This window comes from Micromonospora polyrhachis (genome assembly GCF_014203835.1).
Taxonomy (GTDB): Bacteria; Actinomycetota; Actinomycetes; order Mycobacteriales; family Micromonosporaceae; genus Micromonospora_H; species Micromonospora_H polyrhachis.
On sequence record NZ_JACHJW010000001.1, the window covers coordinates 2,826,313 to 2,839,818 of the forward strand.

Consider the following 13,506-nt stretch of genomic DNA (forward strand, 5'->3'; position numbering starts at 1 on the left):
GCTAGGCACGGGGAGAGGCGATATTGAAGATATATACTTTTCGATGAACGTCTCATATGCTGAGCTGTTCCAGGTCGATCATGCAGTGGGTTCACCGTCGCCCCACCGGCGCAAACACAGCCACCGACTGATCACCACGACGCATTCCCGGACCTTCGCCCCTCATCTTCTGATGGTCGGAATAGCCCAGGATCGAAAATCTCTCCGGCTGCGCGGTGGCTGCACCGGCGGTAGGGTCCCGCCCATGGGGCACGGAACCAACAACCTGGACGGCATCCAGCAGGACGTGTCGACGTACTCCCTGCGCAGCACCCTGCACGTGTCCGCGCCGCCCGAGCGGGCATTCTCCGTGTTCACCGACGGTTTGTCCGACTGGTGGGTGAAGGAGTACACCTGGTCCGGTCCCGACGCACTGGTCGAGATCGGCATCGAACCACGAGACGGCGGCCTGGCGTACGAGATCGGCCCGTACGGCTTCCGCTGCGACTGGGGACGGGTGCTGCTCTGGCAGCCGCCGTCCCGACTGGTTTTCGCCTGGCAGATCGGCCCGGACCGTGCCCCGCTTCCGGACCCGGACCGGGCCAGCGAGGTGGCGATCACGTTCACCCCGGACGAGGACGCCCGGACCTGCGTGGTGGTGGAGCACCGGCACTTCGACCGGCACGGCGAAGCCGCTGAGGGCTACCGGCAGGCACTCACCGCCGGTTGGCGCGAACTGTTGTCCCGCTACACGCTCACGGTCGAGTCCGGCCCGCACAGCTAACGGCGCGAGGTCACCGCATCCGGCGACGCCGAGCCCAGATGGGTCCCCCCGAGGTTGGCCCGGTGACCGGCCGCCGCCCCCTGGGCCAGGCCGCCACCTATCAACCGGCGAGCACCGGCCGTCCGTACCCGGGGATAGGTCTCGGACAGCCGACGATCGACCCGTACCGAGCGGTCGGCGAGCACCAGCGCGGTGGACGATCCGGATTCCCGGGTCACGGCCGACTCGGCTTCCCGGAGTCGGCCACCCACCGCACCCGTGAAGCCGGCCAACCAGGACCGGCGAAACGCGGCAGGATGCTCACCGGGCGGCACCTGGGCAGCGGCCAGCCCGTGGGCGGCCTGCACCAGCAGCGAGGTAAAGAGCAGCTCAACCCGTTCGAGGTCGCTGGTGAAGCCGAAGAGATGCAACACGAAGCCGCCGTCGCCCCGACGGCGTACCGAGCGACACCGCAGCGCGTCGGCGACGGTGGCGAGCAGCCCGGCCTTGTCCAACGCGTACGGTGCGACCACGTCCACGATCCGGTCGCCGACCGGGTCGGTGGCTGGTTCACGGGCAGCGAGCAGGGCTCGATCGACCCCGTACCGGGCGATCAACTCGGCTGCCTTGGCGGTGAACGCCGCCGCCTCCGCCGCAGTACAGGCCGGGTCCTCCGCCTTGGCCAGCAGCTTCCGCACCTTGCTCAGCATCGTGTCGGACATACCACCACAGCTACCACATCTCTCCGGGCGCGGTCGGGCTGGGAAAGATCGTCAGCCGGCTACCGTGGCCGACGGTCGTCAGCCCGCCCCGCAACGCAGGGACGTCAGCTTGCCCGGTGACGCAGGGACGTCAGCTTGCCCGGTGACGCAGGGTCGCGACGGCGGACCCGGCCAGGGTGAGCAGGCAGTCGGGCAGTTGCCCGTCGGCCAGCGCCGCCCCGAACAGGGCTTCCCCGGTGTCGACGTCCCGGTTGGCGTACGCACTGACGAACCGGGCCACCCATCGGGCGTCGTACGCGGCATCGTCGATGTCGGGAAAGTCCAGGGTCCAGGCTCCCACCGGCACCTGGTCACCGACCATCGTGGCTGCCAGGCACCAGGCCACGTCGTAGGCTCCGACCACGCCCGACCGATCGACCACGGCGTCGAACGTGCCGACCACGGCGTCGCTGTCGCCGGCCAACGCCGAATGCAGCACCGCGGTGGCGTCGGCGAGGGTCTCCTGCGGTACGTCCGTCACGTGCGGAAGGGTATGCCGCCAGGTCAAGTTCCGTCCGGGGAACCCGGGAAACCTGAGAGCCGGAAACGGGGGAACCCGGGAAACCGGGCACTCCGGGGGTGGCACGTTTCCGGGATCTCCCGTGCTGCCACAGGTCGTACGGTCGTAGGCAGACAGCCAACCGGGAAGGTGCTTGGACATGAGCGACGAATACTCCGACCCCAGCCTGACCGAGGACGTGGACCCGGCCGACAGCCAGGAAAGCCCCGAGCCGAACCTCGATCCGCACACGATCACCGTCCACAACCTGGACGGGTCGACGGACATGATCGTCGACCGCGACGGCGATGGCCGGGCCGACGAGACGCGGCACGACAAGGACAGCGACGGCATCGCCGACACCGTCTACATCGACAGTGACCACGACGGTCGGATGGACACGATCCTCAAGGACTACGACGACGACGGCCGGGTCGACCGGATGGAGATCGACACCAACGGCGACGGCAAGATCGACACCTACGGGTACGACCACAACAACGACGGTCGGATCGACTCGATCTCCGCCGACACCGATCATGACGGCAAGGCCGACACCTGGATCCGGGACACCAATCACGACGGCAAGCCGGACTACACCCGTATCGACATGGACGAGGACGGGAAGAACGACAAGTTGACCAGGGACACCAACTACGACGGGGTGCCGGACGAGGTCACCTTCTCCGACCCGGACAGCAACCCGTACGCCACGGTCTGATCTGTCGTAACGAGGATGCTGGTGTGCGGTGGTCGGCACAACCGGCCGCCGTACGCCGGCGCCGAACGGGAGGGGTCACGTCTTCTTCCGGTCCAGGAACTCCGTCATCCGCCGCCGCTTCTCCTCGTCCTCGAAGAGAACGGCCTGGCTGACCAGGTCGAGGTGCGGATGTGCCGCCACCGGGGCGTCCACCGCCAGCTTGGTCAACCGCAGGGCCAGTGCGGAGCCCTTCGCGATCTCGTCCAGCAACTGGTGCGCCCCATCCAGCAGTTCGCCCGGCTCGTCGACCACCCGGTTGACCAGGCCGATCCGCAACGCCTCGGCCGCGTCGACCCGCCGACCGGTGAACAGCAGTTCCTTGGCCCGCGCCTCACCGACCAGTGCGGGTAGCCGGTGGGTCGCGCCAGCTCCAGCGATGATGCCCAACCGCACCTCCGGCTGGCCGAAGAACGCCCGCGCCGTACACACCCGCAGATCGCAGGCGTACGACAGCTCGGCACCACCGCCGAGCGCCGGCCCGTCGATCGCGGCCACGGTGGGCATCGGCAACGCTCGGATCCGCCCGAACAGCGCGGAGTTGATCGCGGCGAGCGCGTCGAGCCGACCGCGTTCCCGCAGTTGCCCGATGTCGGCACCGGCCGCGAAGATCCCGTCCGTGCCTCCGGTGAGCAACAACAGCCGGGGTTCCTGCTCCAGTCGGGCGCACACCTCGTGCAGGGCGGCCACCAGGTCGGCGTCAACGGCGTTGCGCTTCTCCGGCCGGTCCAGGGTCACCACCAGCCGGTCGGGCAGCTCCTCGATCCGCAGACTCACTGCTTCACCCCGCCTTCCCAGCGATAGAAGCCGTGGCCCGACTTCTTCCCCAACCGTCCTTCGGCGACCATCGACTCCAGCAGCGGCGGCGGGGCGAACCGGTCGCCGTACGCCTCCTGCAGCGCCCGGGCGATGTCCAGCCGTACGTCGAGTCCCACCAGGTCGGTGAGTTCCAGCGGGCCGATCGGGTGCCGGTAGCCGAGCACCATCGCCTTGTCGATGTCGGCCGGGCTGGCCACCCCGTCGGCGACCATCCGGATCGCCTCCAGCCCGAGCGTCACGCCGAGGCGGGAGGTGGCGAAGCCGGGCATGTCCCGTACGACGATGGGGTCCTTGCCCAGCCGGGCGGCGAGCGCGACCGCCGCTGCGGTGGTCTCCTCGGCGGTGTCCGGGCCGACCACGATCTCCAGTAGCGGCATCGCCCAGACCGGGTTGAAGAAGTGCAGGCCGAGGAAGCGCCGCGGGTGGGCCAGTCCACCGGCCAGGCCGCCGATCGGCAGGCTGGACGTGTTGCTGGCGAGCAGGGCCGGTTGTCGGGCCTCGGCGGCGGCGAGCACCGTCCGCTTGAGATCGGCCCGTTCGGGCACCGCTTCGACGATCACGTCAGGTCCTTCGGCGACCTCGCCCAGGTCCGGGCGGATGGACAGCCGCTGCCGACTCGCCGCCGCGTCCGCTTCGGTCAGCTTGCCGCGTTCGACGGCACGGTCCCAGAGTCGCCCCAGGGTCTCCACCGCCGCGTCGGCCCGTCCGGTGTCGACCTCGACCAGGTCCACGGCGTAGCCCGCGCCGGCTGCCGAGTAGGCGATGCCGAGCCCCATCGTGCCTGCTCCGACGACCACAAACCGCTCGCTCATGGGGGCGACCATATGTGGCCTTGCCGCTGGCTGCTTGCATGGGTCCGCCCGGTGTTGTGTTGGCCCCACGAGAGGGGTTTCCCGTGCCGCCGTGGACGGGTACCGGGCCTACCAGCGAGCTTCGCCCGAGGAAGGGAAGAGTTACGTGAGCGATTCACCGGAGACCGAGATCATCGAGACGCGCGGCGAGGACCGGGTCGAGTTGCTGGCGATGGACGCCAACAACGACGGTCGGACCGACGTGTGGGTGGTCGACACCGATGACGACGGTAAGGCCGACCTCTTCCAGTTCGACACCGACGGTGACGGCAAAGTGGACATCACCATGGTCGACCTGGACGAGGACGGTACCCCGGACGAGGTGGTCGACGGCGACGGCGGCCATCCGCCGACCGCCTAAGCCCAGATACGAGTCAGGGGCGGCGGGGGCACTTTTGCGTACCTCCTCCGCCCCTGGTCAGGCCGGACGTGCGAATACTGGTCAGTCGCCCTGACGCTGCTGGGGGATCTGCCCCTGCAGCAGAGCGCGTACCTCCGACTCGCGGTAGCGGCGATGGCCACCCAACGTCCGGATTGCGCTGAGCTTGCCCGCCTTCGCCCACCGGGTCACGGTTTTCGGGTCGACACGGAACATCGACGCGACCTCGGCCGGTGTGAGTAGCGGCTCTGGTTCGTGCGTTCGCGATGCCATCGGTCACTCCTCCACATGTACCTATAGACATCGGCCGGGGTCCCGCCGGCCGACGCGTCTCCCATGGTCCGGCTAGTCCCCGATGTCCGACATGGGCCGAACGGCCGAACGTCCCTGGATGGACGGATGAACCATGACCGATTTATACGGCTTTTATATGGCAGAAACCGGCTTATTCGGACTCATACTCACGCTTCGTGACTCACTAGCTACGAGCAGACTTCACCTTGGAAACGTTTCCACCACTCGGTCGAAGCCCCTGCCGCAGCCCCGCCTGGGCTCGCTCCCAACGCCCTCCCACCAGCAGCTTCAGCTACGCCTGGGGCGGCCGCTCCGACCGGTACTCACCCGGCAGGAGCATGATCAGTTGGAGCGTTCCAACAACTGCACCGCCCGCCAGCGCGCCACGAGCTTCTCGTACGCCTCGGTGGCCGCCTCCGCGTCCCCTCGGGACAACCCCGCCAGCCCGGCCGCCACCAGACCCGGCGAGTCATCCGCCGCCAGTGACTCGTCCGGCAACAGGTCGACCAACCCGCCGTAGTCGAGTTCCACCACCGATCGGGGATGGAACTCCTCCAACCAGCGAGCCGCCTCCTCGACCGCCTCGGTGATCGGGGCATTCCCCACCGTCTTCCGCAACACCGACAGTCCCCGCGAGGCACGCCGCCGGGCCTTGGAAATCTCGGTGCGGTAGCGCAGCACCCGCCGCTCCGGCCGGGTGGTCAACTCCCGCTCCCCGGCGTCGACGAAGACGAACCAACGCAGGGGTACGCCCCAGGTCGCGATCTGCTCGTGCACCCGGGGCACCCCGTGTTCGAGCACCCGAGCCCCGCTGCGCCAGTCCTCCACCACCGCCTTGGCCTGCCCGGCGAGCACCGGTGGCACGAAGGCGTCGGCCAGCACCGCCGGCACCCCGTCGCGAGCGTTCAGCGCCGCTTCCGCCACCCGGACTCGGAGACTCCACGGGCAGATCAGCACCATGTCGTCGGTTTCCAGGACGTACGCCTCGTCCGGCAGTTCCGGCAGTCGGGTCCAGCCTGCGCCCAGCGCCTCGATCACCGTGGTCCGCTGCCGGCCCGGCCCCTCCGACGGCGCGACCGCCCGCCCCTCCCGGACGTATCGGCGCCAGAAGATCTGCCGGTCGCGGTCGAACGCGGTCAGCGGCTCGTACACCCGCAGGTACGAAGCGAAGAGTGACGGCACGGCGCGATCCTCCCACGAAACGCAAGCTCGCTTCCGCGTACCCGCACTGTCCGATGTCCGCGTACCCGCGCCGTCCGGTGCCCGCTTACCCGCGCCGTCCGGTGCCCGCATACCGCGCCGTCCGGCAGGCGGGACGGGGGCGGTCGAGCGCAGGAACGTCAGCAGCGGCGAGCGATATTAGGCTCACCATCACCGGCGTCACCCCGCCGGCCACCGCAGGTCCGCATCCCAAAAGGGTGCCCCCGCCACCAGGAGCAGCAATGGGCGTATTCGCCAACAGCACCGACGACCGGGAAGCGACCGGACACGAGCAGGTCGTCTTCTGCCAGGACAAGCAGACCGGCCTCAAGGCGATCATCGCGATCTACTCGACGGCGCTGGGTCCCGCCCTCGGCGGCACCCGGTTCTACCCGTACGAGACCGAGGAAGAGGCCCTGCACGACGTACTCGACCTGTCGCGCGGGATGGCGTACAAGAACGCCCTCGCCGGCCTCGACCTCGGCGGCGGCAAGGCGGTCATCTGGGGCGACCCGGACCAGATCAAGGCCGAGCCCCTGCTGCGCGCGTACGGCCGCTTCGTCGAATCGCTCGGCGGGCGCTACTACACCGCCTGCGACGTCGGCACCTACGTCGCCGACATGGACCACATCGCCCGGGAGACCCGCTACGTCACCGGCCGCAGCGTGCAGCACGGCGGCGCGGGGGACTCCTCCATCCTCACCGCCTGGGGTGTGTACCAGGGCATGCGGGCCGCCGCCGAGCACACCTGGGGTACGCCCAGCCTGGCCGGCCGCCGGGTCGGCGTCGCCGGCCTGGGCAAGGTCGGCAAGTACCTGACCGGCCACCTGATCGAGGACGGCGCGTCGGTCGTCGCCACCGACGTCAACGAACAGGCCCTGGACTGGGTCCGGGAGACCTACCCTCAGGTGGACCTGGTCCCGGACACCGACGCCCTGATCACCTCGGACATCGACGTGTACGCCCCGTGCGCGCTCGGCGGCGCACTCAACGACGATACGGTCCCGGTGCTCCGGGCCCGGATCGTCGCGGGCGCGGCCAACAACCAACTCGCCCACCCGGGAATCGAGAAGATGCTGGCCGATCGGGGCATCCTCTACGCGCCGGACTACGTGGTGAACGCCGGCGGCGTGATCCAGGTCGCGGACGAGATCGAGGGGTTCAACTTCGAACGGGCCAAGCTCCGAGCGACCGGTATCTTCCAGACCACGCAGCGCATCCTGCGACTGGCCGACGCCGAGGGTGTGCCGCCGGCGGTGGCCGCCGACCGGCTTGCCGAACTACGGATGGCCGAGGTCGGCCGGCTCCGGACGATCCGCCTGGGCTGATCAGCCGGCTCCGGACGATCCGGCTGGGCTTGATTCTCGGCGACCTGCGCCGGGTCGCCGCCAGCGGACACCCCGTACGGGGCGGTCGAGGACCTGAGCGGTCCCGGCCGCCCCACCGTCCCCATCCCCGGGACCGTTCCACCGGATTGGCGATGGTTGGCCGATTTGGCCCCTAGATCGCTGGTTTGGCCGCCGGATCACTGGGAAGTAACCTCAGCGAGGATCGGCCCTCCGGGTAGGTCGAACAGGTGGCGACAGGAGTCGCTCCGGCCCGTCACGACCAGGCTAGGCACATGGTCCTTACCGGGTAGAATTTGGCGTGGCCGGGTCGCGCGCGACGCGCTGGCAAGGCCGGCGGTAACCCGAGGTGCCGAACCAGGGTCCTCCCATGTACCGTAAGAGCCACGAGAGATGCCTGACGTCATCGGGGCCCGCCTTCGGGCTGCCCCGAATTCTGTGCGAGGGGGTCGAGCCATGGGGCGCGGCCGTGCTAAGGCCAAGCAGACAAAGGTGGCCCGGGAGTTGAAATACCACTCCCCGAACACCGACCTCGCCGCCTTGCAGCGAGAACTCGGCGGCAGCGGCAAGTCGGACCGCGACTTCGACGACGACTACAAAGAGTATGTCGACGACGATGACGAGGACCACGACGCGGACGACCGCCCGGGCAACTGGGCGCCGCCAACCCGCTGACACCGCTCGCAATTGCGCACGCGGATCTTCCGCGTGCGCAGAACTGTGCGGGCGGCACGTCGATGTGACACCGTCGATCAAAGACCTGTCGCAGCGGATCGTCTGATCCGTCCTGCGACAGGTCTTTGATCGAAACCACCGACATCGACACGCTGGTCCGATCCGCCTCTCGGTATTCCTGCGACCCGGAACCGGCCGAGACGGCCACGACCGCACCTTCACCAGATCAGCGTGGGCGGTTGTTCCAGTTGTAGAACGTCGGAATGTTCTCGAAGTGGTTCCAGGCGCACACCGCGCCGTCGGCAGCCGCCGTCGCCTCTGCCCGCTGACGGCGTGCCTTCTCGGCCTCGCCCAGCAGCGAGGTCAGGCCAGGGCGGGCACCCCGCAACCGTTCGGCGATCGTGTCCGGGCCGTACTCCTCGACCTGGTCAGGCCGTTGCTGCTTCCTGGTCTCGGGCATGTTCCAGCACTCCCTCCAATAGGCGGATCTTGCTGTTACGGCAGTGGTTGGTCTCCGTACCGTCGAAGCTCCCGTGTTCGAAGTAGCGATTGGCGGCGTGGCCACCCCCGCAGAACCCGAAGTACGGGCACCGCGCCCGGCACGCCTCGATCCCGGTGAGGAACTCCGCCACCCAGGGCGTGGCGGCGGCCTTGGCCAGAATCTCCACCAGTGGGGTCTCCAGCACATTGCCACTGGTGAAGTCCCCGTACCGCGGATTGGAGAAACCGGCCAACTCCGGAGAGAGCAGCACCACGGAGCCGTCGTGACCGATCGTCGGAATGGGGTCGAGTTGACGGGGTAGGACCCCGTCCGCGGTGTCGTCCAACACCGCTGCGGCGTACCGAAGGGACCACTCGATCTCTCGAAGGTGAATGCGCGGTGTCCGCCGCCAGGCGGCGACCAGCTCTGCCCAGAACGAGGTCACCGCGCGGGCGGGATGGCGGTTGTCCCGGGTGTTGACTCCCTCCAGCTCCTCGATGTTGATGCCCAGGACGTCGCAGCCGAGGTCGAGGAAGTAGTCGTAGAGTTCCGTCGCCAGCCCTGGCTCGGGCCGGGTGACCACGCACAGGGCGGAAAACGCGATCCCGTTGCGGCGAAGCGCCTCGACCCCGGCCATGATCCGCTCGTACGCCGGCCGCCCACCCCGGGTGACCCGATCGGCGTTGCGTCCCCGAGGCCCGTCCACGCTGACGCTCACCCGTACGCGATGGGTGGCGAAGAACTCGCACCAGGCATCATCGATCAGCGTCGCGTTGGTCTGCACATGGTGCTCGACACTGGGATCGAAGGGGGCCAGCAAGGCGGCCAGGTGGTCACGACCGGCGGCGAGCGGCTCGCCGCCATGCCACACCACCGAGAAGCGGCCCGCGTGAGCCCAGCCGTCGACCTGACCAGCCACTGCCGTGGCGACGGAGACGGGCATCCGGCGGTCCCGGGACCGAAATGGCAGATAGCAGTACGCGCAGTCGAGGTTACACAAGGTCGTCGGCTGCATCACCACGTAACTGGGCATCGTGGCGATGCCCCGCATCCCGGAGAACCCTTGCCGTGGGACAGCCATCGGCCTCCTCCCCGTACCTGAGGGTGCTACCGCCCCGGCGACACGTCTTCCGCCCCGCCGGTGCTGGTAGTCGTCCTCAGGCTAGGCCGCGACAGCCACTCGGGTGAAGGCCCGATCAAGTAAGCGGACAATCATCGTACGGCCGTTCAGCCCCGGGTGTGCTGGCCGATCATCTGGACCTGTCCGGTGCCCTCGATGATCTCGCCAGCCTGCCACGCGTCGACGCCACGGCCGGTGAGGGTCGCCAACGCCCGGTCGGCGTCCTCCGCGGACACGATCGCGAACATGCCCACCCCCATGTTGAACGTCGACTCCATCTCCGGGTCCTCGATCCGGCCCTTGGCCTGGATCAGGTCGAAGATCGGCTGCGGCTTCCAACTGGCCCGGTCGACCACCGCGTCGACATTCTCGGGCAGTACCCGGACCAGGTTGCCGGGGATGCCCCCGCCGGTAATGTGGGACAGGGCCCGCGTCTCGGTCTCGGCGATCAGCTTCAGGCAGTCCTGGGCGTAGATCCTGGTCGGCGTGAGCAGCTCCTCGCCGAGGGTGCGCTGCCGGCCGAACTCCTCGACGACCGTCTCCAGCCGCATCCGTCCGGCCCCCAACAGCACGTGCCGGACGAGGGAGTAGCCGTTGGAGTGCAGACCGGAGGAGCGCATCGCGATGACCACGTCACCGACCTCCACCCGCTCCGGGCTGAGGATCTCGTCCTCCTCCACCACGCCGACACCGGTGGCGGAGATGTCGTACTCGTCGGGTCGCAGTACCCCGGGGTGCTCGGCGGTCTCGCCTCCGAGCAGTGCGCAGCCGGCGTACCGGCAGCCGTCAGCGATGCCCGCACCGATCTCGGCGACCTTCTCCGGTACGACCTCACCGGTGGCGATGTAGTCGAGCAGGAACAGCGGCTCCGCGCCGCAGGCGACCAGGTCGTCGACGACCATCGCCACCAGGTCGATGCCGACCGTGTCGTGGATGTCGAGCTGCTGGGCGATCACCAGCTTGGTGCCCACGCCGTCCGTGGACGAGGCCAGGACCGGGCTGCGGTACTTCTTGGTGTCCAGGCGGAACAGGCCGGCGAAGCCCCCCAGGTCGCCCAGCACCTCGGGGCGACGCGTCTGCCGCACCTTCGACTTGAGCAGTTCGACCGCCCGGTCCCCGGCGTGGATCGAGACGCCCGCGTCCGCGTACGACACGCTGCGCTTCCGGCCGGAACGACCGGCACCGGCCGTCCACGGCTGGTGGCCGGCTCCCTCGGTGGAGCTGGGGCCGCCGACGGGCCCGCTTCCTGCGCCACTTCGCTCAGTCACGTGCGTCACGGTTCTCCCCTTTGTGTCTCACGCGGTTGCCGCGTGGGGTGGCGATCGAAAGTCGCTCGACGGTTTGTTGCGATCCCCGACCAACCAACCGGGCGGGGAGCGGTCCGTGGCCCACGGGGCTGGACCGCACCAACTGGACGTTATGGGCGATGTGTGGCATCGACGCCGCCTGCGGTGGCGACGAGGGACTGGGCCTCGGGCGCCTCGACCCCGGTCTCCGGAGCGTGGTCGTCGGCCGCCGAGGCTCCCTGGACCCGACGGCCCACCCCTTCGAGTACGTGCTTGCCGATCAGGTTCCCCGTCGGCAGGTCGATCGGGTACTCCCCGTCGAAACACGCCCGACAGAGCCGCGTCTTCGGCTGCTCGGTCGCCCCCACCAGTCCCGTGAGAGAGACGTATCCCAGCGTGTCGGCCCCGATCGACCGACGGATCCCGTCATTGTCCAACCCACTGGCCAGCAGCTCCGCCCGGGTGGCGAAGTCGATCCCGTAGAAGCACGGCCAGCTGACCGGTGGCGAGGAGATGCGTACGTGCACTTCCAGTGCACCGGCTTCGCGGAGCATCCGGACGATCGCCCGCTGGGTGTTGCCGCGCACGATCGAGTCGTCGACCACGACGATCCGCTTGCCGCGGACGTTCTGCCGTAGCGGGTTGAGCTTCAGACGGATGCCGAGCTGGCGCAGGGTCTGCGACGGCTGGATGAAGGTCCGCCCGACGTAGGGGTTCTTCATCAGGCCGGCACCGTAGGGGATACCGGACTCCTCGGCGTAGCCGATCGCGGCGGGAGTGCCGGACTCGGGCACCGGGATCACCAGGTCCGCCTCGACCGGGTGCTCCTTGGCGAGCTGCCGCCCGATCTGCACCCGGGCCGCGTACACGTTGCGGCCGGCGATGGTCGCGTCGGGTCGGGCGACGTACACGTACTCGAAGAGGCAGCCCTTGGGCTCCGGCGCGGCGAACCGGGCCGAGCGCAGGCCGTCCTCGTCGATCGCGAGCAGCTCGCCGGGCTCCACCTCACGAACCACGCTGGCCCCGACGATGTCGAGAGCGGCGGTCTCGCTCGCCACCACCCAGCCCCGCTCCAGCCGGCCCAGCACCAGCGGGCGTACGCCGTACGGGTCCCGGGCGGCGTAGAGGGTCGTCTCGTCCATGAAGACGAAGCTGAAGGCACCGCGCAGTGTCGGCAGCAACTCCAGCGCGGCGGCCTCCACGGAGAGGTCCGGCCGGCTGGCCAGCAGCGTCGTCACCAGCGAGGTGTCGGAGGTGGAGACGTCCGCCTCCAGCCCGCGTTCGGCGATCTCACGGGAAAGGTCGGCACTGTTGACGAGGTTGCCGTTGTGGGCGAGGGCAATCGTCGTACCGGTCGTCGTGGCCCGGATCGTCGGCTGCGCGTTCTCCCAGGTGGAGCCGCCGGTGGTGGAGTAGCGGGTGTGCCCGATCGCCAGGTGGCCACGCAGACTCGCCAGGGTGGGCTCGTCGAAGACCTGGGCGACGAGACCAAGATCCTTGTAGACCACCACGCTGGAGCCGTCACTCACCGCGATACCGGCGGCCTCCTGCCCCCGATGTTGCAGAGCGTAGAGACCGAAATAGGTGAGATTCGCCACTTCTTCGCCGGGCGCCCAGACTCCGAACACACCGCACGCGTCTTGCGGGCCGGGCCGTTGCGGGTCTAGTTCGTGACTCAACCGGCCGTCGCCTCGAGGCACCTGCCGCTCCCTCATGCTGGTCATTTGGGCTGCAATCCGCACCGTATCGGGGGTCGCCATCGCTTCAACAGTGTACGCGAGCACACCCGCAACACTGAGCGCCACTTAGCAGTTACATAACGTTAAGTCGATGGTTCTTCGGTTACGGTCCGGATTGGCAGGTACGCGGAGAGATCCGCTCGCGTCCCGCTGACCCGGATCCGGCCCTCTTCCACCGCCGCCGACCATTCCAATCGGCCGGTCGCGAGCATGATCCAGGTAGTCGGGTCCAGTTCGACGACGTTCGACGGCGTCCCTCTGGTGTGCCGAGGACCGGTCATGCACTGAACTGCACCGTAAGGTGGGACCCGCACCTCCACCGAACGGCCCGGAACACGTCGGGCCAATTCCGTGAGCAACTCCCGTACGGCCGCACGCAGGACCTCACGCTCCGGCGTACGACCAGCGTCTAGGGCCGCCGTCGCCAGTGGTACCGCCGAGAAGTTTTTGTGCGGATAGGACACAACGGGACGTTACAACTGACAGGTGGGGCATTCCACGCTGCCCCTGGGTCGCGCCGATCCGGTCGGACAAGGCATAGTTGCCGACGGTGTACT

16 protein-coding genes are annotated in these 13,506 nt (G+C 68.7%); 5 read left to right on the top strand and 11 right to left on the bottom strand.

Features of this window, described 5'->3' with window-relative positions; genetic code table 11:
* The first annotated feature begins 244 nt into the window (after nucleotides 1-244).
* The gene (locus FHR38_RS12115) at nucleotides 245-763 is read left to right on the top strand and encodes an SRPBCC family protein (RefSeq protein WP_184534761.1); all 519 of its coding nucleotides are present in this window, start codon (nucleotides 245-247) and stop codon (nucleotides 761-763) included.
* Here FHR38_RS12115 and FHR38_RS12120 read toward each other — a convergent pair.
* Both FHR38_RS12120 and FHR38_RS12125 read right to left on the bottom strand, forming a co-directional pair.
* Nucleotides 760-1,464 carry a DUF2786 domain-containing protein gene (locus tag FHR38_RS12120; RefSeq protein ID WP_184534762.1) on the bottom strand — a complete coding sequence of 235 codons (705 nt, stop codon included), beginning with the start codon at nucleotides 1,462-1,464 and terminating at the stop codon, nucleotides 760-762. The two genes, FHR38_RS12115 and FHR38_RS12120, sit on opposite strands and share 4 nt — an antisense overlap.
* A 130-nt stretch (nucleotides 1,465-1,594) precedes the next feature.
* On the bottom strand, nucleotides 1,595-1,984 hold the full coding sequence (locus FHR38_RS12125) for a hypothetical protein (protein ID WP_184534763.1): 390 nt from the start codon (nucleotides 1,982-1,984) through the stop codon (nucleotides 1,595-1,597).
* A 178-nt stretch (nucleotides 1,985-2,162) separates the two neighbouring features.
* On the opposite strand from FHR38_RS12125, the gene FHR38_RS32160 reads away from it, so the two are divergent.
* Entirely contained in the window at nucleotides 2,163-2,723 is a 561-nt protein-coding gene (locus tag FHR38_RS32160; protein WP_184534764.1) for a hypothetical protein, read from the top strand.
* Nucleotides 2,724-2,798: 75 nt separating this feature from the next.
* On the opposite strand, the gene FHR38_RS12135 is transcribed toward FHR38_RS32160, so the two are convergent.
* Nucleotides 2,799-3,557, bottom strand: coding sequence for an enoyl-CoA hydratase/isomerase family protein (locus FHR38_RS12135; RefSeq protein ID WP_184539571.1), 759 nt, complete (start codon nucleotides 3,555-3,557; stop codon nucleotides 2,799-2,801).
* Nucleotides 3,533-4,390 carry a 3-hydroxyacyl-CoA dehydrogenase family protein gene (locus tag FHR38_RS12140; RefSeq protein WP_184534765.1) on the bottom strand — a complete coding sequence of 286 codons (858 nt, stop codon included), beginning with the start codon at nucleotides 4,388-4,390 and terminating at the stop codon, nucleotides 3,533-3,535. The genes FHR38_RS12135 and FHR38_RS12140 overlap by 25 nt, the downstream gene beginning before the upstream one ends.
* Before the next feature lie 145 nt (nucleotides 4,391-4,535).
* On the opposite strand from FHR38_RS12140, the gene FHR38_RS12145 reads away from it, so the two are divergent.
* The gene (locus FHR38_RS12145) at nucleotides 4,536-4,790 is read left to right on the top strand and encodes a hypothetical protein (RefSeq protein WP_184534766.1); all 255 of its coding nucleotides are present in this window, start codon (nucleotides 4,536-4,538) and stop codon (nucleotides 4,788-4,790) included.
* An 81-nt stretch (nucleotides 4,791-4,871) separates the two neighbouring features.
* Here FHR38_RS12145 and FHR38_RS12150 read toward each other — a convergent pair whose 3' ends face one another.
* On the bottom strand, nucleotides 4,872-5,081 hold the full coding sequence (locus FHR38_RS12150) for a BldC family transcriptional regulator (protein WP_007073996.1): 210 nt from the start codon (nucleotides 5,079-5,081) through the stop codon (nucleotides 4,872-4,874).
* Between the two features lie 363 nt (nucleotides 5,082-5,444).
* Nucleotides 5,445-6,284 carry a DUF8083 family protein gene (locus tag FHR38_RS12155; protein ID WP_184534767.1) on the bottom strand — a complete coding sequence of 280 codons (840 nt, stop codon included), beginning with the start codon at nucleotides 6,282-6,284 and terminating at the stop codon, nucleotides 5,445-5,447.
* A 260-nt stretch (nucleotides 6,285-6,544) separates the two neighbouring features.
* Here FHR38_RS12155 and FHR38_RS12160 point away from each other — a divergent pair, with 260 nt between their 5' ends.
* Entirely contained in the window at nucleotides 6,545-7,630 is a 1,086-nt protein-coding gene (locus tag FHR38_RS12160) for a Glu/Leu/Phe/Val family dehydrogenase (RefSeq protein WP_184534768.1), read from the top strand.
* A gap of 474 nt (nucleotides 7,631-8,104) precedes the next feature.
* Nucleotides 8,105-8,323, top strand: coding sequence for a DUF3073 domain-containing protein (locus FHR38_RS12165; RefSeq protein ID WP_184534769.1), 219 nt, complete (start codon nucleotides 8,105-8,107; stop codon nucleotides 8,321-8,323).
* A gap of 226 nt (nucleotides 8,324-8,549) precedes the next feature.
* Here the strand turns inward: FHR38_RS12165 and amcA are convergent, their stop codons facing one another.
* The 5 genes from amcA to FHR38_RS12190 all read right to left on the bottom strand — a co-directional run bounded on the left by amcA (nucleotide 8,550) and on the right by FHR38_RS12190 (nucleotide 13,413).
* Nucleotides 8,550-8,783, bottom strand: coding sequence for a multiple cyclophane-containing RiPP AmcA (gene amcA, locus FHR38_RS12170; protein ID WP_184534770.1), 234 nt, complete (start codon nucleotides 8,781-8,783; stop codon nucleotides 8,550-8,552).
* Nucleotides 8,752-9,855 (bottom strand): cyclophane-forming radical SAM peptide maturase AmcB, encoded by a 1,104-nt coding sequence (amcB, locus tag FHR38_RS12175; protein WP_312882542.1) that lies wholly within the window; start codon nucleotides 9,853-9,855, stop codon nucleotides 8,752-8,754. Before amcB ends, amcA begins: the two co-directional genes overlap by 32 nt.
* 176 nt (nucleotides 9,856-10,031) lie before the next feature.
* Nucleotides 10,032-11,201 (bottom strand): phosphoribosylformylglycinamidine cyclo-ligase, encoded by a 1,170-nt coding sequence (gene purM, locus FHR38_RS12180; protein WP_184534772.1) that lies wholly within the window; start codon nucleotides 11,199-11,201, stop codon nucleotides 10,032-10,034.
* Nucleotides 11,202-11,341: 140 nt separating this feature from the next.
* On the bottom strand, nucleotides 11,342-12,910 hold the full coding sequence (gene purF, locus FHR38_RS12185) for an amidophosphoribosyltransferase (protein ID WP_184534773.1): 1,569 nt from the start codon (nucleotides 12,908-12,910) through the stop codon (nucleotides 11,342-11,344).
* Nucleotides 12,911-13,032: 122 nt separating this feature from the next.
* Complete coding sequence (locus FHR38_RS12190) at nucleotides 13,033-13,413, bottom strand: sterol carrier family protein (protein WP_184534774.1); 381 nt, start codon at nucleotides 13,411-13,413, stop codon at nucleotides 13,033-13,035.
* Between the last annotated feature and the right edge of the window lie 93 nt (nucleotides 13,414-13,506).